The sequence below is a fragment of the Streptomyces sp. NPDC088261 genome (genome assembly GCF_044740805.1).
In the GTDB taxonomy this organism is placed as follows: domain Bacteria; phylum Actinomycetota; class Actinomycetes; order Streptomycetales; family Streptomycetaceae; genus Streptomyces.
The window spans coordinates 234555-259127 of sequence record NZ_JBIURL010000005.1 but is presented as its reverse complement, the minus strand read 5'-3'; the positions used below and the strand labels follow the sequence as shown (position 1 = coordinate 259127).

21 protein-coding genes are annotated in these 24573 nt (G+C 70.4%); 4 read left to right on the top strand and 17 right to left on the bottom strand.

Features of this window, described 5'->3' with window-relative positions; translation table 11 throughout:
* Positions 1-75: 75 nt before the first annotated feature.
* From ACIODU_RS12995 to iolC, 11 genes are all read right to left on the bottom strand, one after another.
* Positions 76-651, bottom strand: a complete 576-nt coding sequence (locus ACIODU_RS12995) for an LOG family protein (protein ID WP_401767127.1) — start codon at positions 649-651, stop codon at positions 76-78.
* Complete coding sequence (locus ACIODU_RS12990) at positions 626-1588, bottom strand: hypothetical protein (protein WP_356427672.1); 963 nt, start codon at positions 1586-1588, stop codon at positions 626-628. The genes ACIODU_RS12995 and ACIODU_RS12990 overlap by 26 nt, the downstream gene beginning before the upstream one ends.
* The gene (locus ACIODU_RS12985) at positions 1575-2348 is read right to left on the bottom strand and encodes a nucleotidyltransferase family protein (protein ID WP_401767124.1); all 774 of its coding nucleotides are present in this window, start codon (positions 2346-2348) and stop codon (positions 1575-1577) included. Before ACIODU_RS12985 ends, ACIODU_RS12990 begins: the two co-directional genes overlap by 14 nt.
* The gene (locus ACIODU_RS12980) at positions 2345-4462 is read right to left on the bottom strand and encodes a PfkB family carbohydrate kinase (protein ID WP_401767122.1); all 2118 of its coding nucleotides are present in this window, start codon (positions 4460-4462) and stop codon (positions 2345-2347) included. The genes ACIODU_RS12985 and ACIODU_RS12980 overlap by 4 nt, the downstream gene beginning before the upstream one ends.
* A 102-nt stretch (positions 4463-4564) precedes the next feature.
* Complete coding sequence (locus ACIODU_RS12975; RefSeq protein WP_401767120.1) at positions 4565-6244, bottom strand: APC family permease; 1680 nt, start codon at positions 6242-6244, stop codon at positions 4565-4567.
* A 113-nt stretch (positions 6245-6357) separates the two neighbouring features.
* Positions 6358-7167, bottom strand: coding sequence for a GntR family transcriptional regulator (locus ACIODU_RS12970; protein ID WP_356427683.1), 810 nt, complete (start codon positions 7165-7167; stop codon positions 6358-6360).
* Positions 7168-7592: 425 nt separating this feature from the next.
* Positions 7593-9092 carry a CoA-acylating methylmalonate-semialdehyde dehydrogenase gene (locus tag ACIODU_RS12965; RefSeq protein WP_401767117.1) on the bottom strand — a complete coding sequence of 500 codons (1500 nt, stop codon included), beginning with the start codon at positions 9090-9092 and terminating at the stop codon, positions 7593-7595.
* A 77-nt stretch (positions 9093-9169) separates the two neighbouring features.
* Positions 9170-11044: a 3D-(3,5/4)-trihydroxycyclohexane-1,2-dione acylhydrolase (decyclizing) gene (gene iolD / locus ACIODU_RS12960; RefSeq protein ID WP_401767115.1), complete on the bottom strand. Its 1875-nt coding sequence runs from the start codon at positions 11042-11044 to the stop codon at positions 9170-9172.
* Positions 11041-12009, bottom strand: coding sequence for a 5-deoxy-glucuronate isomerase (gene iolB, locus ACIODU_RS12955; RefSeq protein ID WP_401767113.1), 969 nt, complete (start codon positions 12007-12009; stop codon positions 11041-11043). Before iolB ends, iolD begins: the two co-directional genes overlap by 4 nt.
* A 17-nt stretch (positions 12010-12026) precedes the next feature.
* Positions 12027-12908 carry a deoxyribose-phosphate aldolase gene (locus ACIODU_RS12950; RefSeq protein ID WP_401767111.1) on the bottom strand — a complete coding sequence of 294 codons (882 nt, stop codon included), beginning with the start codon at positions 12906-12908 and terminating at the stop codon, positions 12027-12029.
* Positions 12905-13948: a 5-dehydro-2-deoxygluconokinase gene (gene iolC / locus ACIODU_RS12945; RefSeq protein WP_401767109.1), complete on the bottom strand. Its 1044-nt coding sequence runs from the start codon at positions 13946-13948 to the stop codon at positions 12905-12907. Before iolC ends, ACIODU_RS12950 begins: the two co-directional genes overlap by 4 nt.
* 123 nt (positions 13949-14071) lie before the next feature.
* Here iolC and ACIODU_RS12940 point away from each other — a divergent pair, with 123 nt between their 5' ends.
* Positions 14072-14983 (top strand): sugar phosphate isomerase/epimerase family protein, encoded by a 912-nt coding sequence (locus tag ACIODU_RS12940; RefSeq protein WP_401767107.1) that lies wholly within the window; start codon positions 14072-14074, stop codon positions 14981-14983.
* A 258-nt stretch (positions 14984-15241) separates the two neighbouring features.
* Positions 15242-15436, top strand: coding sequence for an AlpA family transcriptional regulator (locus ACIODU_RS12935; RefSeq protein ID WP_161307998.1), 195 nt, complete (start codon positions 15242-15244; stop codon positions 15434-15436).
* 96 nt (positions 15437-15532) lie between these two features.
* On the opposite strand, the gene ACIODU_RS12930 is transcribed toward ACIODU_RS12935, so the two are convergent.
* On the bottom strand, positions 15533-15727 hold the full coding sequence (locus tag ACIODU_RS12930) for a hypothetical protein (protein WP_401767105.1): 195 nt from the start codon (positions 15725-15727) through the stop codon (positions 15533-15535).
* On the opposite strand from ACIODU_RS12930, the gene ACIODU_RS12925 reads away from it, so the two are divergent.
* Entirely contained in the window at positions 15638-16261 is a 624-nt protein-coding gene (locus tag ACIODU_RS12925; RefSeq protein ID WP_401767103.1) for a TetR/AcrR family transcriptional regulator, read from the top strand. The two genes, ACIODU_RS12930 and ACIODU_RS12925, sit on opposite strands and share 90 nt — an antisense overlap.
* Before the next feature lie 145 nt (positions 16262-16406).
* Positions 16407-16661 (top strand): cation transporter, encoded by a 255-nt coding sequence (locus tag ACIODU_RS12920; protein WP_356427702.1) that lies wholly within the window; start codon positions 16407-16409, stop codon positions 16659-16661.
* Between the two features lie 496 nt (positions 16662-17157).
* Here ACIODU_RS12920 and ACIODU_RS12915 read toward each other — a convergent pair whose 3' ends face one another.
* The 5 genes from ACIODU_RS12915 to ACIODU_RS12895 form a co-directional block, all read right to left on the bottom strand.
* The gene (locus ACIODU_RS12915; RefSeq protein WP_161309812.1) at positions 17158-18480 is read right to left on the bottom strand and encodes a citrate synthase; all 1323 of its coding nucleotides are present in this window, start codon (positions 18478-18480) and stop codon (positions 17158-17160) included.
* A 162-nt stretch (positions 18481-18642) separates the two neighbouring features.
* A complete protein-coding gene (locus tag ACIODU_RS12910; protein ID WP_401767100.1) occupies positions 18643-20958 on the bottom strand; it encodes an ATP-dependent RecD-like DNA helicase in 2316 nt (771 codons plus the stop codon).
* A gap of 277 nt (positions 20959-21235) precedes the next feature.
* Positions 21236-22114 (bottom strand): sugar phosphate isomerase/epimerase family protein, encoded by an 879-nt coding sequence (locus tag ACIODU_RS12905; RefSeq protein WP_401767098.1) that lies wholly within the window; start codon positions 22112-22114, stop codon positions 21236-21238.
* Positions 22111-23283 carry a dihydrodipicolinate synthase family protein gene (locus ACIODU_RS12900; protein WP_401767096.1) on the bottom strand — a complete coding sequence of 391 codons (1173 nt, stop codon included), beginning with the start codon at positions 23281-23283 and terminating at the stop codon, positions 22111-22113. Before ACIODU_RS12900 ends, ACIODU_RS12905 begins: the two co-directional genes overlap by 4 nt.
* Complete coding sequence (locus tag ACIODU_RS12895) at positions 23280-24431, bottom strand: Gfo/Idh/MocA family protein (protein WP_401767094.1); 1152 nt, start codon at positions 24429-24431, stop codon at positions 23280-23282. The genes ACIODU_RS12900 and ACIODU_RS12895 overlap by 4 nt, the downstream gene beginning before the upstream one ends.
* Positions 24432-24573: the final 142 nt, after the last annotated feature.

The window sequence follows — 24573 nt, the reverse complement described above, 5'->3', positions numbered from 1 at the left end:
GGGTCTGTCCTCTCGGCGAGAAGAAGGGCGGTTCTGTTACGTGCCGGGCGAGCCTCGGAGCCGTACAGAAAAAAATCACCCACGGGGCTGTACGGCGCGCCGCGCGGCGCGCCCCGCGCGGATCGCGGCGGCCACCTCGGACGGATGGTCCACCAGCGCGACATGGGCCAGGTCCTCGGGCCCGACGATCAGGTTCTCGGCGATCGCGGCCAGCAACGCCCGCCAGGCGGGGCCGACCGCGACCACGGGGGGAGCCGCGGGCTCGGTCTGGAGGGCGGACCACACCACGGTGGTTTCCGCGAGGGTCCCGACGCCACCGTCGAGGGCGACGATCGCGTCGCAGTCCAGCAGATGGCCGAGGCGTTCGGGATAGCCGTCGGACCAACGGTGTTCGGTGGTCCATTCGTTCGGTACGAGCGCGGTCCAGCCCCGCATCGGAAGACCGACGACCCGGCCGCCCGCGTCGGCGGCGCCGCGCGAGACCTCGGCCATCAGACCGCCGTAGCCACCGGTGACCACCGTCCACCCCTGCCCGGCCAGCGCGCCCCCGACCTCCCGGGCCGTCACGCACCGGGGGTCGTCGCCGGTCAGCCGTGCCGAGCCCAGGACACCGACGGAAAGCCCACTATCCGGAGACGAGTTGGTAGCCACGGACGCCCTTCTTCTGCGACAGGGTGATCAGCGCGCCGCGCAGCACGCCCTCGGAATACTCGCTGCCAGGGTTGATGGAGCGGGTACGCCCGAAGCGGGCCTCGCCGCGCGATTCGTGGATGTGGCCGTGCAGTCCGAGCAGCGGCTCGTACTCCTCCAGGGCCTCCCGGACCGCGGAGGAACCCACGCCGGTGATCACCGGGCTGCCCGACTTCATGACCGGGCGGAACTCCTCGTCCAGCGCCATCGCCTGATCGATCATGGTGTCCTTCGGCGGGACGTGGAGATTGAAGATGCACCGCGACATGTCCGGCACGGTCGCCGCCTGGTGGTCTATCAACTGGCGCAGCTTGTCCTCGGGCAGCTCACGGGGCGAGTCCCAGGGGGTCGGATTGGAGTAGCCGACGCTGACCAGGGTGTAGCCCTGCTCCAGCTCGACCATGGTCCGGTCGGGGTTGATCACCCGCGCGGAGGTGCCGAGCAACTCGTCCACGAAGAACGGGTCGTCGTTGCCGGGGGCGAGCAGGCAGGTGATGCCGGTGCCGTCGAGCCGCTCCTCGGCCAGCTCCAGCCAGGACCGCAGGGTGGCGTGCATGACCTCGCGGAACTTGGCGTCCACCAGCTCCGGTTGGTCGCGGAACGTGGCGATCTCGTCCGGGGTCGTCTCGTAGACGTAGTAGCCGGCATCCGTGATCTGCTTGCGCAGGGCGGGCAGTTCGTCGGCCTCGATCTCGCGGCGGCGGCCGAAGAGGAAGCTCTCGTAGCGGCCCTGGCCCGCCTCCACCACGGGGACGAGCATCTTGCCGGTGATGTCGCCGCCCATCAGCAGGATCTCGGCGCCGTAGAACTTCCCGGCGTTGAGGAACTTGCGGAAACAGCGCTCCGACCCGTGGATGTCGGTGGCGAAGAAGAGTTTGGTGTCCTTAGCGCGTGACAATGGTCTGCCCTACTTCCTCGGGGAGTTCGTACCAGGAGACCCGTCGTCCGATCTTCGAACGGGTCTTCCACTTGAGGGACTTGGGGGCGGCTTCGAGGCCGTCGCGCAGCCGGAGGACCCGTCCGGCGACGAGGTCGGCGAGGCCCGGTTCGAGCAGTTCGCGTGCCACGTCCGGGATCCGGTCCAGGTTGTCGGTGAGGGTCGTGTACCAGCCCCAGTCCCCCGAGGTGATCCGGATCAGCCGGCCCAGCTCGATGGCGTCGACCCCGTCGGAGCCGTCGACCACGTCGTGGGTGAGCAGCAGCGTCACCGCGTCGATCAGGTCCTTGCGGTTGATCTGCACCACCTGGAGTTTGGTGAGCAGCAGATCGGACGGGAAGAGCGTGCGGTCACCGGTGTCGAGCCGGTCGGCGAGCGCCACCCCGTGGCACATGTCGAAGCGGCCGACGAACACGTCGATCTGGCGGTCGTGGGGCTCGTCGTAGAAGAGCATCCGCTTGTCGCCGCGTAGGTTGTTGAACCGCTTGTTGGGCGTGTAGCCCAGTTCCTCCATCGCCGTACGGAACGGGGCCGTCCGGTGAGGAGGGATGACGAGGTCGATGTCGCCGTAGGAGCGGGAGAGGCTTTCGGGCATCGCGGTGTGACGGTGCTCGGCGATGGCCAGGCCGCCGATCAGACGGGCCACGCAACCGCGTTCCGCGAGGCCGTCGATCAGCCGTACCGCCTCGGCTTCGATGTCGGATTCGGGTAGATCGGTCATGCCGGTTCTCCGATCGTGGCGCGGTGAATGGTGTCGTAGTGCTCGGCCTTGACCTCCTCGGAACCGAAGTTGTAGCTGCGCTTGCCCAGCGTGTCGGCGAGGTGGAAACCGATCAGGCTCAGCGGCAGCGCGGCCAGCAGCGGGGTGAACTCCTCGGGGAGGCCCGGCGCGAGGGGCAGCAGGTGTACGGGGTGGGCGGGTTCGCGGTCGGAGACCAGGATCGGGCGGCCGCCGATGAAGTCGATCTCGGCGATGATCTCCTCGGCCCGGTCGTGGCCCGCGCCGTCGGGGGCGACCAGGACGACCGGTGTGCCGGGGGTGGTGACGAAGTACTCCTCGTGCGCCCACTCCTCCGTGTTCGTCGAAACACCCATGATCTGGGGTCCCTCGAAGAGCTTCGCGGCGCCGAAGCGCGCGCCGGCCTCGTTCGGTCCGGCGCCGAGGAAGGTCACCCAGGGCTGGTCGCGCAGCATCAGCGCGGCCTGTCTGGCCGGCTCGGCGTTGGCCTTGAGCGTCGAGCGGGCGAGTTCCGGGCTGGTCTCCAGCACGGCGCGGGCCGCCGAGGTGTCCCGGCCGCGCGCCGAACCCCAGCGGAGGGCCAGGTCCAGCAGGGTGGCGACCATGCCGAGGTACGTACTGGTGCCCGGCGAGAAGCCGAGCGTGGGCACGTCGATCGGCAGCAGGTGCTGGGCCGCGCGGCCGAGCGCGCCGTCGGGGTTGTTGGTGAGCGCGATGGTGAGGTGGCCGAAGCGTTCGGCCTGCACCAGGGCTTCCGTCGTACGCCCGACCTTGCCGGAGAACGAGACGCCGAGGACGGCTGATCGGGGCGGCAGATACCGTACGCGATAACGGGCCAGGTCCAGGGCGTGCACGCCCTCGGCGGCCACGCCGGCGTGCTTGGCGAAGGCGAGCGCGGTGGCGGATCCGGCGAAGGCCGAATCGCCGCAGCCGGTGAGGTAGAGGTGCTCGATGCCGTGCTGCACGAGCAGGTCCGCGATGGCCTGGACGGCGCCGTCCGCGTCGCGCAGGTGGTCCTCGATCACCTCGGGCACGGTGTCGATCTCGTCCATCATGACGGAGATCTCGTACGGCTCGGGGTCTTCGGGCGAGGGGTCTCCGGCCTGGGCGGGTGTGGCACCGTGCTTGGCCCGCGTGTCCCGGGCGTCGGCCCGCGCGTCCCCGCCGTGGGCGAGGCGGCGGGCCGCCTCCGCCGGGTCGGTGTCGGCCAGCGTCATCGAGCCGAACGACGTCACCGCGAAACTGGCCGAGGCGCACCCCCGCCGCACGGCGGCCAGCAGGGACTCGCCCCTGGCCAGACCCGCCGCCAGGCCGCCGCAGAACGCGTCGCCCGCGCCGGTCGGGTCGACGGCGTCCACCGGGTGGGCGGGGACGAGGACCGGGTCCTCGCCGAGGCGGCAGGCCAGCGCCCCGGCGGCGCCGAGCTTGACCACCACGTCACGTACTCCCTGGGTACGCAGGCCGGCCACCGCCCGTTCCGGGTCGTCGTACCCGGCCAGGTCCGCCAGCTCCTCGCGGCTCGGGACGAAGACGTCCACCCGTGCCGCCAGCGCCAGCACGTCCGCGGGCGGCTCGTGCGCCCACCCCTCGTGGGTGTCGAGCGTGATGACGGCGCCCGGCGCCTGCGCGCGGACCGCGTCCACCAGCGCCGCCGACGCCGGCAGCGGCATCGCGGCGATGTGGACGACCGGCGCCGGGTCGGCCGTGAGCCACCCGGCCGGCAGGTCCCCGGGCCGGACGGCGACCTCGCGGGACCGCTCGGCGGGGGTGCGGTACACCCACTCGCGCGAGCCGTCCTCGCCGTACAACACCCAACTGCGCACGGTCGGGCCGGGGATGGGGACCACCCCGGCCGTGTCGATGCCCAGCGCGCCGAGCCGGGTGAGGTGTGCGGCGGGGAAGTCCTCTCCCCGGCGGGTGACGACGCCGACCGGCACCTGCCACAGGCGCGCCCCGGCGGCGCTGTAGACCGCGTTCCCGCCCGGACTCGCCATGCTGGTACGTCCGTCGGGAAGGACGACGTCGTCAATGGTCAGGTTGCCGACGATGACGACCTGTGGTGTCTCGGCCAGCTCGTTCATGGTTTCTTCCTCCACGGTGGGTGCCTCCTTCGGCCGGGTGGTGCGGGTGGGATCCCTGCGGCGGGACCCCACCCGTGGAATCACTCCGGGGATCACTTCGGGCGATCACTCCGCGGATCACTCCGGGGGGATCTCACGGAACACCAGGCCGAGGTCGACGCCCCTGCGGCGGTTGAGCAGCAGCGCGGCGAAGTACCAGATCACGCCGGACACGACCACGCCGACCATGAAGTACAGCGACAGGGCGCGGGTGACGCCGAAAGTGGAGTTGATGGAGTCGTTGAAGATGAACGCCATCAGGAGGGTGCCCAGGGCCAGTACGCCACCGGCGCCGGCGAGCGTGACGAGCGGAACGCCGAGGACGCGCTTGCCGCCGGCCGACTCCCACACGTCCCGCAGCCGCCAGGGGAAGACGATGCCGGCGATCGACACCACGATGAACGCCGCGATCTGGGCGAGCAGCGCGCCGAGGAGCGTGGCGTTGGCCACGTTGGTCAGCAGGATCAGGGCCAGGATGCCGGTGACCGTACAGAACGCGATCGCCTTGACCGGGGTACGGAACCGCTCGCTGACCTCGCCCAGCTGGTGCGGCACGGTGCGGTCGAGCGACCAGGCCAGCATGTAGCGCGTGGCCTGCATCGCCGACAGGGGCGTACCCATGACGGCCCAGATGACGAACGCGAGGCCCATCAGCGTGAGCAGGAAGATGTTGTGGGTGAGCAGTGCGGCCAGGAAGTTGAATCCGGGGGGCAGCCCGCCGGGCAGGCCGAGCTTGTCGGGCTGGTTGTTCGCGAGGTAGCCGAGGCTGCCGAGCCACTTGGCCGAGACGTGCGAGGTGAGCAGCCAGGTGATGAGCGCGAGGACCGCGCCGTTGGCGAACACGCCGCCGACCATGGCGAGGTACTGGCTGCGCGAGGCCCGCTTGATCTCGCCGCCGATCTGCGCCGAGCCCTGCGCGTAACCGACCACGAAGAACACCCAGGGAAGCATCAGCAGCGTCTGGGACAGGCTGAATCCGCCCGAGGAGTGGTAGCCGGCCTGTGCGGCGGCGGACTCGATCTGGTCGAACCTCAGGCCGCCGGACCGGTCGGCGAAGCTGTCCCAGCCGGACGGGATGTGGCCGCCGCGCAGGAGGAGCAGACCGACCGAGACCAGCAGACCGACACCGGCGACGAGGAACAGCACCTTCTGGAGCCGCCAGTACGCCTGGCCGCCGGTGACGAGCATGACGCCGAAGCCGATGGTGATGACCGCGCCCAGCAGGATGACCCACCACTGGGTGTGGATGCCCAGGAAGTCCTGCTTGGAGAGCAGTTCGTTGCTCATGTCGGCCCAGACCTGCTGGCCGGTGACGGCGCTGATGGTGGTGAGGGCGACGGGCACCGCGAAGGTGAGGGCGAACCAGGCGTTGAAGCCGATCCAGAAGAAGATCATCCAGAGGCCCTGGCTCCAGGAGAGCAGGAAACCGACGATCGGGTGCAGCGTGCGGCTGACGAAGACGTAGTCACCGCCGGAGCGGGGCATCGCGGCGGAGAACTCCGCGTACACCCACAGCAGCGTGACGGCCATGAGTATGGTGCCCAGGACCACCGCGGTGAGTATGTTGCCGCGCGGGAAGGCGGTCTGCGCCTGAAGGAACAGGAAGACCGCGCCGACGGCGACGTTCATGCCGAGCGTGTTCATGATGACGGCGTCGAACAGCGACACCTCACGGATCAGCCCGGTGGACTTACGGACGAACACTCCTGCGGCGGCCTCGGCCTCATTGGTCGGCAGAGTCTTTCTGGTTGACGCCACAACTCCTCCTTGCTGGCGTACCGCGGGAGAGCGGTACGGGGGACGCGAGAGCGGTACGGGGAAAGCGAAAGCGGTACGGGGGACGCGAGAGCGGTACGGGGGAAGCGCGTTGGTCAGTCTTCGACCGGCCCGATGAGCCGTACGACGGAGTCGTCGCGGCGATGGCTGTCGATCTGGAACCGGAACCGTGAGGGGTGGTAGAGCACCCGCGAGTACTCGGTCGGAACGTCGTTCTGGTCCGCCGTGACGGCGACGACCTCCAGCACCATCGAGCGCCGGGGCAGTCCGAGCACCACGCTGTCCGGCGCGGTCAGCTCCGCGGCTCCGACGAGATTGCGGGCCGACACCATCTCGACGCCGTGGTCCTGGGAGAGGCGCTGATAGAGCGAACCGGACAGATCGGTGCCGGCCAGGGCGCCGAACCGCCCCGCGTCCAGGTACGCGTTGAGCAGGGCGATCGGCTCGCCGTCCAGCGTCGCGAGACGGCGTACGTGCAGCATCCCCGCCGGCAGGCTCCCCAGCGCGGCGGTGACGTTCTCGTCCGCCTCGACCACCGACGCACCGAGCACCGAGAGGCTCCAGGGCCGCCCGGTCTCCCGCAGCAGGTCCGAGAAGCTCGAAAGGCTCGACAACTGCTCGTCGACCTTCTGCTCGCAGACGAACGTCCCCCGGCCGCGCGAACGGGCCAGGTACCCCTCGGCCACCAGCGCGAGGATCGCCTGGCGCACCGGGGCGAGGCTGACGCCCAGCGTCTTCGCGAGATCGCGCTCCTGCTGGATGCGCTCACCGGCGGCGAGACGTCCGTCGTGGATCTGTTCTTTGATCGCCGCCGCGACCTGGTGGTACAGCGGCGTCGGGGAGTCCCGGTCCACGGTGATCTCAAGTGGCCGAAACCCGCTCGCTACGGTGACTGGCGATTCCATGGCCGGAACTCTACAAAGTTATAAACTTCTGTCAACGCTCTCGGCAGAACTGCTGCTGACAGCTTGGCCGGGCGCGAGGTGCCCCTCACCCCCGCTCCGACCTGGCGCTATCGACTCCGGGTCGACTCCGGTGGCCTCTGGCCGCACCACTCGCCCAACAAGCTTTTTACGGGGCCCAGTTGGCGCGCCGACTCGTCCGGCAGGTGTGATCAGGGGGCGGCCGCCCGGCGTTCCGGGGCATGCGGGATGTCCCCGTGTGAGGCATTGATCCTTGTCTGGGGCGGCTGCATCACGCCACCAGCCATCGCGCTTCGGCGCGGTACGTCCGACGGCCCGTCGGATGGATCCGACGGGCCGTCAGGTCAATCTGGTACTCCGTCAGGCGCTTTTGCCTGCAAGCGACTTCGGCTGCCGCCGCGAGTACGTCAGTGGTTACGGGGGAAGCCCAGGTCCACGCCATCCGGGGCCTCGGACGGGTCCGGCCAGCGGGTGGTGACGACCTTGCCGCGCGTGTAGAAGTGCACGCCGTCGTTGCCGTAGATGTGGTGGTCGCCGAAGAGGGAGTCCTTCCAGCCGCCGAAGGAGTGGTAGCCCACCGGGACCGGGATCGGCACGTTCACGCCGACCATGCCCGCCTCGACCTCCAGCTGGAAGCGCCGTGCGGCGCCGCCGTCGCGGGTGAAGATCGCCGTGCCGTTGCCGAACGGCGACGCGTTGATGAGGGCGATGCCCTCCTCGTACGTCTCCGTCCGGAGCACCACCAGCACCGGGCCGAAGATCTCGTCGCGGTACGCGTCCGAGTCGGTGGAGACCTTGTCGAGGAGGGACAGGCCGATCCAGTGGCCGTCCTCGAAGCCCTCCACCGTGTGGCCCGTGCCGTCGAGGACGACCTCCGCGCCCTGGGCCGCCGCGCCCGTGACGTACGAGGCGACCTTGTCGCGGTGGGCCTTGGTGATCAGCGGGCCCATCTCGGAGGCGGGGTCGTTGCCGGGGCCGATGACGATCTTCTCGGCGCGCTCGCGGATCTTGTCGACCAGTTCGTCGCCGATCGCACCGACCGCGACGACCGCCGAAATGGCCATGCAGCGCTCACCGGCGGAGCCGTACGCCGCCGAGACCGCCGCGTCCGCCGCCGCGTCCAGGTCGGCGTCCGGGAGGACCAGCATGTGGTTCTTGGCGCCGCCGAGGGCCTGGACCCGCTTGTGGTTCGCGGAGGCCGTCGTGTGGATGTGCCGGGCGATCGGCGTGGACCCCACGAAGGAGACCGCCGCGATGTCCGGGTGCGCCAACAGCGCCTCCACCGCGACCCGGTCGCCGTGCACCACGTTCAGCACCCCGTCGGGCAGCCCGGCCTCCGAGGCCAGCTCGGCGAGGAGGTTCGCGGCGGACGGGTCCTTCTCGCTGGGCTTGAGGACGAACGTGTTGCCGCAGGCGACGGCCAGCGGGAACATCCACATCGGCACCATCGCCGGGAAGTTGAACGGCGTGATGCCCGCGACCACCCCGAGCGACTGGCGGATCGAGGAGACGTCGACCCGGCTGGAGACCTGGGTGGACAGCTCGCCCTTGAGCTGCGTGGTGATCCCGCAGGCCAGCTCCACGATCTCCAGGCCGCGCGCGACCTCGCCGAGCGCGTCGGAGTGCACCTTGCCGTGCTCGGCGGTGATCAGCGCGGCGAGGTCGTCGCGGTGGGCGTCGAGGAGGGCGCGGTAGCGGAAGAGGATGCCCGTCCGCTGTGAGAGGGACGACGTGCCCCACGTCGCATACGCGGCCTTCGCGACGGCGACCGCCGCGTCCACCTCCTCGGCGGAGGCGAGTGCGACCTGGGTGGTGACGGCTCCGGTCGCCGGGTCCGTGACGGGGCCCCAGTTGCCCGAGGCGCCCTCGACGGTCTTGCCACCGATCCAGTGGTGGACGGTCTTCATTGCGTTACTCCCTCAGAAATCGCGGTCACAGGACGCGCTCACAGATCGCACTCACCGATCGCGGCGACGGACCGTGCTCACAGATGGCGGCGCCGGGCCCGGGTGTGCCGGTCGTACTCCTCACGGGCCTCGACCGCCGCCGCGCGGGTCGCGGTCTCCGCCACGGGAACATCCCACCATGCCTGGGCCGCCGGCACGCCCGACACTGTGTCTGCGGTTTCGGTCTCCACGTAGACACATGTGGGGCCCTCGGCCGCGCGCGCCTCCGCCAGCGCTTCGCGCAGGTCACGGACGGTCTTGGCGCGGATCACCCGCATCCCGAGCGAGGCCGCGTTGGCGGCGAGATCGACGGGCAGCGGGGCGCCGGTGAACGTGCCGTCCGCGGCCCGGAAGCGGTACGCCGTACCGAACCCCTCCGAGCCGACCGACTCGGACAGGCCGCCGATCGAGGCGTACCCGTGGTTCTGGACCAGGACGACCTTGAGGGGCAGCCGCTCCTGGACCGCCGTGACGATCTCGGTCGGGTTCATCAGGTACGTTCCGTCCCCGACCAGCGCCCAGACGGGCCGGCCCGGGGCGGCGAGCTGGACGCCGATGGCGGCCGGGAGCTCGTATCCCATGCAGGAGTAGCCGTACTCCACGTGGTACTGGTCGCGGGAGCGGGCCCGCCACAGCTTGTGCAGGTCACCGGGGAGCGAACCGGCCGCGTTGATGACGATGTCCTCGTCCGTCACCAGCGCGTCCAGCGCGCCGAGGACCTGGGCCTGGGTGGGCCGGGTCAGCTCCTCGTCGGCGGACAGGGCGGCGTCCACGCGCTGTTCCCAACGCTCCTTGTCCTCCGCGTACTCCGCCGCGTAGGCGGGGTCGACGCGGTGGCCCGCGAGCCCTTCGGTCAGCCCTTCCAGTGCCGTACGGGCATCCGCCACCAGCGGGTCCGCCGCCAGCTTGTGGGCGTCGAAGCCGGTGACGTTGATGTTGAGGAAACGGACCTCGGGGTGGGCGAAGAGGGTGGCGGACGCGGTCGAGAAGTCCGACCAGCGCGTGCCGACCCCGATCACCAGGTCGGCGGTCCTGGCCAGTTCGTCGGCGGTGGCGGTGCCGGTGTGGCCGATGGCGCCGACGTCGCCGGGGTGGTCGAAGCGCAGGGAGCCCTTGCCCGCCTGGGTGGAGGCGACGGGCACCCCGGTCGCGTCGGCGAACGCGGCCAGGGCGTCCTCCGCGCGGCTGTGGTGGACCCCGCCGCCCGCGACGAGCAGCGGGCGGCGCGCTGCCCGTACGAGCCGTACCGCTTCGGCCAGTTCGTACGGATCGGGCGCCTGCCGGCGCACCCGCCAGACGCGCTCGGCGAAGAACTCCTCCGGCCAGTCGAACGCCTCCGCCTGTACGTCCTGCGGCAGCGCGAGCGTGACCGCGCCGGTCTCGGCCGGGTCGCTGAGGACGCGCATCGCGGCGAGCGCGGCCGGGATCAGCGCCTCGGGGCGGCTGACGCGGTCGAAGTAGCGGGAGACCGGCCGCAGGGCGTCGTTGACGGTGACGTCGCCCGCGGAGGGGGCTTCGAGCTGCTGGAGGACGGGGTCGGCGGGACGGGTGGCGAAGGTGTCGCCGGGGAGCAGCAACACGGGCAGGCGGTTGATCGTGGCGAGGGCGGCGCCGGTGACGAGATTGGTGGCGCCGGGGCCGATGGAGGTGGTCACGGCGTGCGCGGAGAGGCGGTTGCTCTGGCGGGCGTACCCCACCGCGGCGTGCACCATGGCCTGTTCGTTTCGTCCCTGCAAGTACCTCATGTCCCCGCCGGACTCGACAAGGGCTTGGCCGATACCCGCCACGTTGCCGTGCCCGAAGATGCCCCAGGTCGCGGGGATCAACCGCTGGCGGTGGCCGTCCCGCTCGCTGTACTGGCGGGCGAGGAACGTGATCAGCGCTTGGGCGACGGTGAGACGGCGCGTGCTCATCGGGGGTCCTCCTCGGCTCGGTTTCCGGCGGTGGTGGCGCGGGGGTCGGTGCGCGGCGCGGCCGTGGCCTCGTACAGCGGCAGGCGCGGGTCCACGGGCTGGTCGGGCCAGGTGTCGCGGATCCAGCCGTGGTCGGGGTGGTCCCGGATCAGCCACTCCCGGGACTCCCCGGGTCCCGCCATCACGTTGAGGTAGTACATGTCCTGGCCGGGCGCGGCGATGGACGGGCCGTGCCAGCCGTCGGGGATGAGGACGGCGTCGCCCGTACGGACCTCGGCGAGGACGTCCGTACCGCCGGGGCGGGAGGGCGAGACCCGGTGGTAGCCGAGGGCGTCGGTGCTGCGGCTTCCGCCCGTACCCCCCGGGTCGATCTCGAAGTAGTAGATCTCCTCCAGCTCGGACTCGACGCCGGGCGTGTGCTCGTCGTGCTTGTGCGGCGGGTAGGACGACCAGTTGCCGCCCGGCGTCAGCACCTCGACCGCGATGAGCCGGTCGCACTCGAAGACACCGGCGGCGGCGAAGTTGTTGACCTGGCGCGAGCAGTCGCCCGCGCCGCGCAGCTCGACCGGAACCTCCGGCGCGGGGCCGTAGCGAGCGGGGAGTCGTCGCTCGCACTTCGCTCCTGCCAGGGCGAAGCGGCCTCCCGCACCGGAGGCGATCTGCGCATGGGCATCGCGCGGTACGTACGCGAAGTCGGTGACCCCGCCGAACACGCTTTCCCTGCCCAGCAGTTCAAAAAACTCGCCCTCCGTGTGCACCGTACAACCGCCGGTGAGCGGAAGCACGATCCATTCACTGTCCCCCGTGGCGAGGGTGTGGGAACCGCCCGGGGGCAACTCCAGGACACGCAGGGCGCTGTGGGCCCAGCCGGCCCGCTCGGGGTCGATGTCCAGGGCGTAGGGGCCGCGTGCCGAACCGCCCGCCCGCACGTGGCGGCCGGACGACCGGTCGTGATGGTTCGTCATGGGGTGTCCGTACCCTCCTAGAGCAGTCCGACGGCGGTGTCGACCGCCGCGGCCACGTCCCCGTCGACCGGATAGAGCAGCGAACGGCCCACCACCAGGCCCTGCACGGTGGGCAGTTGCAGCGCCTTGCGCCACTTCTCGTACGCGCCCTCCTGGTCGTCGCCGATCTCGCCGCCCAGCAGGACCGCCGGGAGCGTCGAGGTCTCCATCACCCGGGCCATATCGTCCGGGTCCTGGGTAACGGGAAGCTTCAGCCAGGTGTACGCGGAGGTACCGCCGAGTCCCGAGGCGATGGCTATCGAGCGCGTCACCGCCTCGGCGGACAGGTCCGTGCGGAGCCGGCCGTTCTCGCGGCGGCAGATGAACGGCTCGACGAAGACGGGGAGCCGGCGCTCGGCCATGGCGTCGACGGCGCGGGCGGCGGAGTGGAGGGTGCCGACCGACGCGCTGTCCTGGTAGTCGATACGGAGCAGCAGCTTGCCGGCGTCGAAGCCGGAGCGGGCCAGGTCCTCGGGGCGGTGGCCCGTGAAGCGGTCGTCCAGCTCGAAGGCGGCGCCGGCGAGGCCGCCGCGGTTCATCGAGCCGATGACGACCCGGTCCTCCAGGGCGCCGAGGAGCAGCAGGTCGTCCAGGATGTCGGCGGTGGCCAGGACGCCGTCCACGCCGGGGCGGGAGAGGGCCAGGCAGAGCCGCTCCAGCAGGTCGGCGCGGTTGGCCATGGCGAGGCGGCGGTCACCGACGGCGAGGGCGCCCCGGGCGGGGTGGTCGGCGGCGATGATCATCAGCCGGCCCGTGGAGCGGATCAGGGGGCGCCTGACCCGCCGGGCGGCGGCCTCGGCGACGGCCTCGGGGTGGTGGGTGCGCAGCCGGACCAGGTCCGACACGTCGACGCGGCTCATGAGGCGTCCCTTTCGGGCTCGGCCGGCATCGGTCCGCCGGCGAGGACCTGGGTGACCTCGCCGTCGTACGGCATGGCGGACGAACAGGCGAGGCGGCCGGCGACGATCGCGCCCGCGGCGTTCGCGTATCTCATGGTCTGCTCCAGATCCCAGCCGGCCAGCAGGCCGTGGCAGAGGGCGCCGCCGAACGCGTCACCGGCACCGAGTCCGTTGACCACGTCGACGGGGACGGGGGGTACTTCGGCGGTGGTGCCGTCGCGGTGGACCGCGAGGACGCCCTTGGGGCCCTGTTTGACGACGGCCAGCTCGACGCCCGCGGCGAGCAGCGCGCGGGCGGCGGCGTACGGCTCCCGCTCCCCGACGGCCACCTCGCACTCGTCCAGGTTGCCGACGGCGACGGTGGCGTGCCGCAGCGCCCGCGCGTAGACCTCACGGGCGGCGGCGGCCTGGTCCTGGCCCGGCTCCGCGCTCTCGCTCCGGTCCTGGCCCGGCTCACCGCCCCCGGGCCAGAACATCGGCCGCCAGTCGAGGTCGAAGACGGTGATCCCGCCCCGGGCGCGTGCCTCCAGCGCGGCGAGGGTGGCCGTACGGCTGGGCTCCGCGCACAGGCCGGTGCCGGTCATCCAGAAGATCCGGGCGGACCTGATGGCGTCCAGGTCCAGTTCGTGCGGATGGATCTCCAGGTCGGGGGCCTTGGGCTCGCGGTAGAAGTAGAGCGGGAAGTCGTCCGGGGGGAAGATCTCGCAGAAGGTGACCGGGGTCGGGTACCGGTCGACCGGCGTCACCCAGCGGTCGTCCACCGCGAACTCCCCGAGGGCCTGGTGGAGATAGTCCCCGAAGGCGTCCCGGCCGGTGCGGGTGATGACGGCGGTACGGCGGCCCAGGCGCGCGGAGGCGACGGCCACGTTGGTCGCGGAGCCGCCCAGGAACTTACCGAAGGTGTCCACCTGGGCCAGCGGGACCCCGGTCCTGAGGGGATAGAGGTCGACCCCGATCCGCCCCATGGTGATGACGTCGTACGGCTCGTACGGCTCGGGCATATGTGTTCCTCCGGTCTCGGCAACCCCAGGTGTAGTGCTCCGCCACGCGCCCTGTCAATGTTTTGTCCTGACATTCGGACGAAGGCTTGACACTCTTTCCGAATGGCCGGAAAGCTGACCGTTATGACTTCATCCGTACCCCCACTGAACCGCATCCGCGTCGGGTCGGCCCCCGATTCGTGGGGGGTGTGGTTTCCCGACGACCCGCGACAGGTGCCCTGGCGGCGTTTCCTCGACGAGGTGTCCGAGGCCGGCTACGAGTGGATCGAGCTCGGCCCGTACGGCTATCTGCCGACCGATCCCGACGTGTTGGGCGAGGAGACCGCGAAGCGCGGGCTGAAGGTCTCGGCCGGGACGGTCTTCACCGGGCTGCACCACGGCCCCTCGGTCTGGGAGAAGACCTGGGAACACGTCTCGGACATCGCGGCACTCACCCGGGCGATGGGCGCCGACCATCTGGTGGTCATCCCGGCCTTCTGGCGCGACGACAAGACCGGTGAGGTGCTGGAGGACCGGACCCTCACCCCGGAGCAGTGGCGCGACCTGACGACGCAGACCGAACGCCTGGGCCGCGAGGTGCGCGACCGTTACGGCCTGCGGATCGTCGTCCACCCGCACGCCGACACCCACGTCGACACCGAGGAGAACGTCAACCGCTTCCTGGACTCCACCGACCCGGAACTCGTCTCGCTCTGCCTGGACACCGGGCACTACGCCTACTGCGGCGGCGACAGCGTCAAGCTGATGGAGACGTACGGCGAACGCATCGGCTACCTGCACCTCAAGCAGGTCGACCCGGAGATCCTCGCCGAGGTCGTGGCCCACGAGGTGCCGTTCGGGCCGGCCGTCGGGCGGGGCGTCATGTGCGAACCGCCCGCCGGTATCCCGGCGCTGGAGCCGGTGCTGGCGGCGGCGCAGCGGCTGGACGTCGACCTCTTCGCCATCGTCGAGCAGGACATGTACCCCTGCCCGCCGGACAAGCCCTTCCCCATCGCCACCCGCACCCGCCGCTTCCTGCGGAGCTGCGGGGTCTGAGACCGGCGCCACCGAAGCACCGCTGGGCGCCCCCGGCCTCTCGGGCGATCATGTGCCGTATGTGTCACAAGAATCCCCTTTCTGTCACACATATCTCCATTACGCGGGTCTTCCGTCACAGGGGGGCGACAGACCCAGTCTCCTCATCACTCTCCGTCGTTCATCGGGCACAGGCTGAGTGATCGCCAGCGTCTCTGCCGCAGCTCCCCCGACGGCCCCACAGGCCGCCCCTGCGGCGGACGCAAGGAGGTGCCACTGATGACGGACAAAGGACTCTGGTCGTACAAGGAGATCGCGGCGCACATCCGGGTGCAGCCGGACACCGTCCGCTCGTACCGGAAACACGGACTGCTCCCGCCGCCCGACCACGTGGAGAACGGCAAGCCCTACTGGTACGCGGACACCGTCCGCACCTGGGTCGCCAACCGGCCCGGCAACAGAGGGTCCAGATGATCCTGATACGCCGGACCTGACGGACCGACGGCCCGGACGAAGGGGGCGATGAACCGGCCGGGCCCGTACCGCTCATCGGTACGGGCCCGCCGGGTCTCACACACCCGCCGTGTCCCGGTCCCGTACGGGTGACTGCCCGCCGTCCGGGGCATCCGTCACCGGCTCCCCCGCGCCCGCGCCCTCGCTGAGGCCGAACCGGTCGTGGAAGCGGCGCAGCGGCCCCGGCGCCCACCAGGTCGCCCTGCCCGTCAGCCTCATCACCGCGGGGACGAGGAGGCTGCGCACCACCATCGCGTCCATGATCACGGCGAGGGCTATCCCGAGGCCCAGGGCGAGCGCCGCATCGCCCAGTTGCTCGACGCGGCGGCCAATGTCTTCTGCACCACCGGCTACACCGCGGCGAGCACCAACTCCATCGCCCGGGAGGCGGGGGTCTCGCCCGGCACGCTCTACCAGTTCTTCCCGAACAAGGAAGCCATCGCCGTCGAGCTGGGCGACCAACTGCTGCGGCGCTGGCGCGAGACGTACGGCCAGGCGTTCCTGCCCGCGCACCTGAACCTGCCGCTGGACGAGCTGCTGGACGCCGTCCTCGACCCGCTCATCGAGTTCAACCAGGCGAACCCCGCCTTCGCCGTACTGCTCCAGGGCTCCGAGACCCCCGGCCACGAGGGCGCCGAGCGCGAGGCGTACGCGAAGGAGCTGAAGTCCGTCCTCCACCGCTACCTGAGCCCGCTCGTGGGCGAGGCGGGCTGCCAGGGCGTGCCCGCCGGACCGTCGCCGGACGGGATGGGGCAGGCGGCGGGGCACGGGGGCGCGCGGGGGTGACCCCCGGCTTCGCTTTCATACCCCCTAGGGGTAAAGTTCGAGGAGTCGGGCGTCACGGGATCGGCGTCACGCGATTCCCGCGCTCTCCCGGCACCCCCCGAAGCGGGTACCGATGCTGTCGAATGCTCTCGAAGAGGAGAACACCATGACCACCGAGACGACGACCGACTCGACCGAGACCTCCGGCGGAGTCACCACCGTCTACCAGGTCAAGGGCATGAGCTGCGGCCATTGCGAAGGCGCCGTCTCCGGCGAGATCTCCGCGATCGAGGGCGTCACGTCCGTCCGGGCCACGGCGGCCACCGGCCAGGTGACAGTCGTGTCCGAATCGGTACTGGACGAGAGCGCCGTACGCGCGGCCGTGGACGAGGCGGGATACGAGCTGGTCGAGCACGCCTGACCGTCGACAGTCACATAATCGTAGGTCCGGGTGTGGGTTGACCCCTTGATTCCGTGGTTTTTGACCTCGATGGCCTGTAGCTCTACATGTGAGCCACAAGACCTTCACAAAGAGATCTAGATCACATAGATTGAGGGGTAACCATTCGGGCAGCTCGCGTGTCTTAGAAGGCGATGCCGGAGAACGTCTTGGGGGACGTTCGAAGGCATGTCATGGAACGTCTTGGGGGACGTTCCGGACAGGCGCGATCGACCGGGGCACGTGCACCGCGGGGAGCTTTGAGCGGCCCTCCCGTACGTACGTACCCCGGTCAGAGCGCGGCGAGAAGCCCGCTGTGGTTTCAGCAGACGCCCGGTCCGGATCCCGTGGGGGGAATCCGCATCCGGGGATATGGAGAGCGCCCCGCTCGCCGACCCGTGGGGGGATCGGCGGCGGGGCGCTTTTCGTTGTGCTGCGCGCCGCGTGTGGTGTCCCACGTGGCGCGTGCCGCGTGCGGTCAGCGGCCCTCGACCGGGACGAAGTCGCGCAGGACCTCGCCGGTGTAGATCTGGCGGGGACGGCCGATGCGGGATCCCGGCTCCTTGATCATCTCGTGCCACTGGGCGATCCAGCCGGGCAGCCGGCCGATCGCGAAGAGCACGGTGAACATCTCGGTCGGGAAGCCCATGGCCCGGTAGATCAGGCCGGTGTAGAAGTCCACGTTCGGGTAGAGCTTGCGCTCGACGAAGTACTCGTCGGCCAGCGCGTGCTCCTCCAGCTTGAGCGCGATGTCCAGCAGCTCGTCGGACTTGCCGAGCGCCGACAGGACGTCGTGCGCCGCCGCCTTGATGATCTTCGCCCGGGGGTCGAAGTTCTTGTAGACGCGGTGCCCGAAGCCCATGAGCTTCACGCCGTCTTCCTTGTTCTTCACCTTGCGGATGAAGGAGTCGACGTCGCCGCCGGCCGCCTGGATGCCTTCGAGCATCTCCAGGACCGAGGCGTTGGCGCCGCCGTGCAGGGGGCCCCACAGGGCGCTGATGCCCGCGGAGATCGAGGCGAACATGTTCGCCTGCGAGGAGCCGACCAGGCGCACGGTGGACGTCGAACAGTTCTGCTCGTGGTCCGCGTGCAGGATGAAGAGCTTGTCGAGCGCGGCGACCACGACCGGGTCCGGCACGTACTCCTGCGCGGGCACGGAGAACGTCATCCGCAGGAAGTTCTCGACGTACCCGAGGTCGTTGCGCGGGTAGACGAAGGGGTGGCCGATCGACTTCTTGTACGCGTACGCCGCGATCGTCGGAAGCTTGGCGAGCAGCCGGATCGTCGAGAGGTGGCGCTGCTTCTCGTCGAACGGGTTGTGGCTGTCCTGGTAGAACGTCGACAACGCGCTGACCACGGAGGACAGCATCGCCATCGGGTGCGCGTCGCGCGGGAAGCCGTCGTAGAAACGCTTGACGTCCTCGTGCAGCAGCGTGTGCTGGGTGATCTCGTTCTTGAACGAGGCCAGCTGGTCGACGGTCGGAAGCTCGCCGTTGATCAGCAGGTACGCCACCTCGACGAAGCTGGACCGCTCGGCCAGCTGTTCGATGGGGTAACCGCGATAACGGAGGATGCCTTCCTCGCCGTCGAGGTAGGTGATCCCGGACTTGTAGGCGGCGGTGTTGCCGTACCCGCTGTCCAGTGTCACCAGGCCGGTCTGAGCACGGAGCTTTCCGATGTCGAAGCCCGAATCGCCGACGGTGCTGTTGATCACCGGATAGGTGTACTCGCCGTCGCCGTACCGCAGTACTACCGCGTCGTTCGCGTCGTTGTCGCGTTTCTCGCTCACGTCATCCCTCACCGACGTAGTGCCTCTTCTTCGAGGTGCCCTGACTGTCTCTACCATCCCCCATTTGGCTCAGGAGAGTGCACTCGGGGTCGGCCATTAGGCCTATCCGCGGCACTCAGTGCCGCGAACCTGTTCATCCTGCCCTCTTCGCACCCGTTCTGAAAGTCCACGCGCTCAGTTGCGTACGGCGGGCCGGTCGCCGGAGAGCGAAACGCCCGACAGGCGGTGGTCGAGGGCGGTGAAACGCCGGCCTGCCGAGACCGTCCGCACCGCCTGCCCTATGGCCTTGCGCGAGCCGACCAGCACCACGAGTTTCTTGGCCCGGGTGACGGCGGTGTAGAGGAGATTGCGCTGGAGCATCACCCAGGCCCCCGTCGTGACCGGGATGACCACGGCCGGGTACTCACTGCCCTGGGACCGGTGGATCGTCATCGCGTACGCGTGCGCCAGCTCGTCCAGCTCGTCGAAGTCGTACGGCACCTCTTCGTCCTCGTCGGTCAGCACCGTGAGCCGCTGGTCCTCCAGATTCAGCGAGGTGACGACCCCGACCGTGCCGTTGAAGACGCCGTTCTCCCCCTTCTCGTAGTTGTTGCGGATCTGGGTGACCTTGTCGCCCACCCGGAACACCCGGCCGCCGAGCCGCTTCTCCGGCAGGTCGGGGCGGCCCGGCGTGATGGCCTGCTGGAGCAGACCGTTCAGCGCCCCCGCGCCGGCCGGCCCGCGGTGCATCGGGGCCAGCACCTGGACGTCACGCCGCGGGTCCAGCCCGAACTTCGCGGGGATCCGGCGGGCCGCGACCTCCACCGTGACGCGGCCCGCGTCCTCCGTCTCGTCCTCCACGAAGAGGAAGAAGTCGGAGAGGCCCTCGGTGATCGGATGCACCCCCGAGTTGATCCGGTGGGCGTTGGTGACCACGCCCGACTGCTGGGCCTGGCGGAAGATCCGGGTGAGCCGGACCTGCGGCACGGGCCCGCCCTCCGCCAGCAGATCGCGCAGCACCTCCCCCGCCCCGACCGACGGCAGCTGGTCGACATCCCCCACCAGCAGGAGGTGCGCGCCCGGCGCCACCGCCTTCACCAGCTTGTTGGCCAGCAGCAGGTCCAGCATCGACGCCTCGTCCACGACCACCAGGTCCGCGTCCAGGGGTCGTTCCCTGTCGTACGCCGCGTCCCCGCCCGGTTTCAGCTCCAGCAGCCGGTGCACCGTGGACGCCTCGGCGCCCGTCAGCTCGGCCAGCCGCTTGGCCGCGCGCCCGGTGGGGGCCGCCAGCACCACCTTGGCCTTCTTCGCGCGCGCCAGCTCCACGATCGAGCGGACCGTGAACGACTTCCCGCAGCCGGGCCCGCCCGTGAGGACGGCGACCTTCTCCGTCAGCGCCAGCCGGACCGCCTGCCGCTGCTCGGGCGCCAGCTCCGCGCCCGTACGGCCGGCGAGCCACGCCAGCGCCTTGTCCCACGCGACGTCCCGGAAGGCCGGCATGCGGTCCTCACCGGTCCGCAGCAGCCGGAGCACCTGGGCGGAGAGGGACAGCTCCGCGCGGTGGAACGGGACCAGATAGACCCCGTTGACCGGCTCCCCGCCGTCCGGCCCCGGCACGCGCTCGCGCACCGCCCCCTCGTCCTCCGTCGTCAGCTCGGCCAGGCACTCGATGACCAGGCCCGTGTCGACCTGGAGCAGCTTCACGGCGTCCGCGATGAGCCGCTCCTCGGGCAGGAAGCAGTGCCCCTGGTCGGTGGACTGCGACAGCGCGTACTGGAGGCCGGCCTTGACCCGCTCCGGGCTGTCGTGCGGGATGCCGACGGCCTGCGCGATCCGGTCGGCGGTGAGGAAGCCGATGCCCCAGACGTCGGCCGCCAGGCGGTACGGCTCGTTCCTGACCACCGAGATCGAGGCGTCCCCGTACTTCTTGTAGATCCGCACCGCGATGGAGGTGGAGACGCCGACCCCCTGGAGGAAGATCATGACCTCCTTGATCGCCTTCTGTTCCTCCCAGGCGGCGGCGATCATCTTCGTCCGTTTGGGACCCAGCCCCGGGACTTCCACGAGCCTCTTCGGCGCCTCCTCGATGATGTCCAGGGTGTCCAGCCCGAAGTGCTCCACGATCCGGTCCGCGATGCGCGGGCCGATGCCCTTGATCAGGCCGGAGCCGAGGTAACGGCGGATGCCCTGGATGGTGGCGGGCAGGACCGTCGTGTAGTTCTCCACCGTGAACTGCTTGCCGTACTGGGGGTGCGAGGCCCAGCGCCCCTCCATCCGCAGCGACTCGCCCGGCTGGGCGCCGAGGAGAGCGCCGACGACGGTGAGAAGGTCACCGCCCCGGCCGGTGTCGACCCGGGCGACCGTGTAGCCGTTCTCCTCGTTCGCGTACGTGATGCGCTCGAGGACGGCTTCGAGCACGGCGAAGGAGAAGGACGGAGAGGGGGAGGGGGAGGGGGAGGAAGAGGGGGTCGCGGTCGGCGTGGCGGTCGGACGAGGGGACTGGTTGGGCATGAACCGACGCTACCGCCGGATTCCGACATCGCGCCCGGCCTGTGGATAACTCCCGTCGTACGCCTCTCCGCACGCCCCGGCGCGCGCTACTGGGGGCCCGGTCAGAAGACCGGGCCCCGCGCGCTCCCCCCGTCGGCGAGGCTTCGTGATCCCCCCGGATCCGTCCCCCGAAAACCTTGCCGACGTGTACGACTCATCTCACGCGGGGATGGTTGCACGATTTCGCAGCGTTATTTTTCTGAGTCCGCGTCATTGACGGCTGAGGCGGGGGGATTTCCTAGAGGGAGTGCGTCACGTACCGCTCCACGACCTCCGTCAGCAGCTCCACGCCGTCCCTCTTCCACAGCTCGTCGTTGAACAGCTCCACCTCGATCGGCCCGTCGTAGCCGGCCGCGTCCACCAGGGCGCGCCAGGCGCGCAGGTCGACCGATCCGTCGCCGAGCTGGCCGCGGCCGTTCAGGACTCCGGCGGGAAGGGGGGTGGTCCAGTCGGCCAGTTGGAAGGAGAACACACGGTCGGCGGCGCGGGCGACGGCCGCGGGCGCCCGGTCGTCCCACCAGACGTGGTACGTGTCCACGACCACGCCGACCTGTTCCGCCGGGAAGCGTTCGGCCAGTTCGAGGGCCTGGTCGAGCGTGGAGACCACACACCGGTCCGACGCGAACATCGGGTGCAGCGGCTCGATCGCGAGCCGGACACCCCGTTCACCGGCGTACGGGGCCAACTCGGCGAGCGCGTCGGCGATCCGCTCCCGGGCCCCGGCCAAGTCCCGGCTGCCGGGCGGCAGTCCGCCGGAGACGAGCACCAGCGTGTCCGTGCCGAGGGCCACCGCCTCGTCGATCGCCGCCCGGTTGTCGGCCAGCGCCTCGGCGCGTCCCGCCGGGTCGATCGCGGTGAGGAACCCGCCCCGGCAGAGGGTGGTGACGGCGAGCCCGGCGTCCCGTACGAGCCGGGCCGCGGCCTCGACTCCGTACTCCTGAACAGGCGCACGCCACAGGCCGACTCCGGGGATTCCGAGGCGTACGCACGCCTCGGTCAGTTGCGGGAGGGGGAGTTGCCTCACCGTCATCTGGTTGATGCTGAAGCGGCTGAGGTCGGGGGTGGGGGTGGCGGCAGTCGGGGCGGCGGCGGCGGTGCTGCTCGGATCTTCCGTCATCGGCCCACTCCGTACACGTCCAGCAGCGACCCCATCCGCGCCTCGGCGACCGCCGGGTCCGGGAACAGGCCCAGTCCGTCCGCCAGTTCGTACGCCCGTGCCAGATGCGGCAGCGAACGCGCCGACTGGAGTCCGCCGACCATCGTGAAGTGGTCCTGGTGGCCCGCCAGCCACGCCAGGAACACCACGCCCGTCTTGTAGAAGCGGGTGGGGGGTTGGAACAGGTGGCGCGACAACTCCACCGTGGGATCGAGCAGTTCGCGGAAACCCTTCGTGTCGCCCGTATCCAGGACCCGTACCGCCTCCGCCGCCACCGGACCCAGCGGGTCGAAGATCCCCAACAGGGCGTGGCTGAAGCCCTGTTCGTCACCGGCGATCAGCTCGGGGTAGTTGAAGTCGTCGCCCGTGTAGCAGCGCACGCCCCGGGGCAGCCGGCGGCGCAGCTCGATCTCCCGCCCGGCGTCCAGCAGCGAGACCTTGATGCCGTCGATCTTGTCGGGACGGGCGGCGATGACCTGGAGGAACGTCTCGGTGGCGGTGTCGAGATCCCCACTGCCCCAGTACCCGTCGAGCGCGGGATCGAACATCGGTCCGAGCCAGTGCAGTACGACGGGCTCCGCCGCCTGGCGCAGGAGGTGCCCGTAGAGGTGGAGATAGTCGTCGGGGCCCGTGGCCGCCGCCGCGAGTGCGCGCGACGCCATGAGGATGGCCTGCGAGCCGGTCGCCTCGACGAGGGCGAGCTGCTTCTCGTACGCGGCCCTCACCTCGTCCAAGGTGTGTGCGCCTGGCGGCAGTTGGTCGGTACCGACCCCGCAGGCGATACGGCCGCCGACCGCCTTCGCCTCAGTGGCGGTACGCCGGATCAGCTCGGCGGCGCCCGCCCAGTCCAGTCCCATGCCGCGCTGGGCGGTGTCCATGGCCTCCGCGACCCCGAGCCCGTGCGACCAGAGGTGGCGGCGGAAGGCGAGCGTCGCGTCCCAGTCGACGGCGGCGGGCGCGTCGGGGCTGGTGTCGGCGTAGGGGTCGGCGACGACGTGCGCCGCCGAGAAGACCGTACGGGAGGCGAGGGGGGTGGTGGGACGGGGTGAGTCCAGGACGAAGTGAGCGGGCTCCTCGCGGGGTGTGTACGTACGCAACTCCCCTCCGGCGGAAGGCAGTCGGAGGGTCACAGGGTCAGCTCCGGTACGTCGAAGCGGCGGCCCTCCGCCGAGGACCGCAGTCCCAGCTCGGCGAGTTGGACCCCGCGCGCGCCCGCGAGGAGGTCCCAGCGGTACGGCTCGTCGAGCGCGAGGTGGCGCAGGAACAGTTCCCACTGCGCCTTGAAGCCGTTGCCGAACTCCCCGTTGTCCGGCACCTCTTGCCACTGGTCGCGGAAGGACTCGGTGACGGGGAGGTCCGGGTTCCACACCGGCTTGGGGGTGGCGCTGCGGTGCTGCACGCGGCAGCGGCGCAGACCGGCGACCGCCGAGCCGTGCGTACCGTCGACCTGGAACTCCACCAGTTCGTCGCGGTTGACCCGTACCGACCAGGCGGAGTTGATCTGGGCGACCACGCCGCCCGCCAGCTGGAAGATGCCGTAGGCGGCGTCGTCGGCGGTGGCGGCGTACGGCTTGCCCCGCTCGTCCCAGCGCTCGGGGATGTGGGTGGTGATGTGCGCCTGGACGGTGGTGACGCGGCCGAAGAGTTCGTGGAGCACGTACTCCCAGTGCGGGAACATGTCGACGGTGATGCCACCGCCGTCCTCGGCGCGGTAGTTCCAGGAGGGGCGCTGGGGGTCCTGCCAGTCGCCCTCGAAGACCCAGTAGCCGAACTCCCCCCGTACGGAGAGGATTTGGCCGAAGAAGCCGCCGTCGATGAGGCGCTTGAGCTTGAGCAGGCCCGGCAGGAAGATCTTGTCCTGGACGACGCCGTGCTTGATTCCGGCGCTGCGGGCGAGCCTGGCCAGGTCGAGGGCGCCGGCGAGGTCGGCGGCGGTCGGCTTCTCCGTGTAGATGTGCTTGCCGGCGGCGATGGCCTTTTTGATGGACTCGACGCGGGCCGAAGTGACCTGTGCGTCGAAATAGAGGGAGATCGTGTCGTCCGCCAGGACGGCGTCGAGGTCCGTCGACCATTCGGTGAGGCCGTGGCGCTCGGCGATCTCCTTCAGGGCGTGTGCGCGGCGCCCGACGAGCACCGGCTCCGGCCAGAGGACGTCGCCGCCGCCGAGGTCCAGGCCGCCTTCTTCGCGGATCGCGAGGACGGAGCGCAGCAGGTGCTGCCGGTACCCCATCCGCCCCGTGACGCCGTTCATGGCGATCCGCACTGTCCTGCGTGTCACGAAGTTCCCTCCATACGGCCGTAGCAAGCGCTTTCTATAAGGTATGAAGCTAGCCTGCGATTCCGGGACGGACAAGAGCCGGACCGGGATCTCGCCCCTCGTGGTCCGGTCCGCCCGGCACTCACCCTCGTATCCCCCGGAG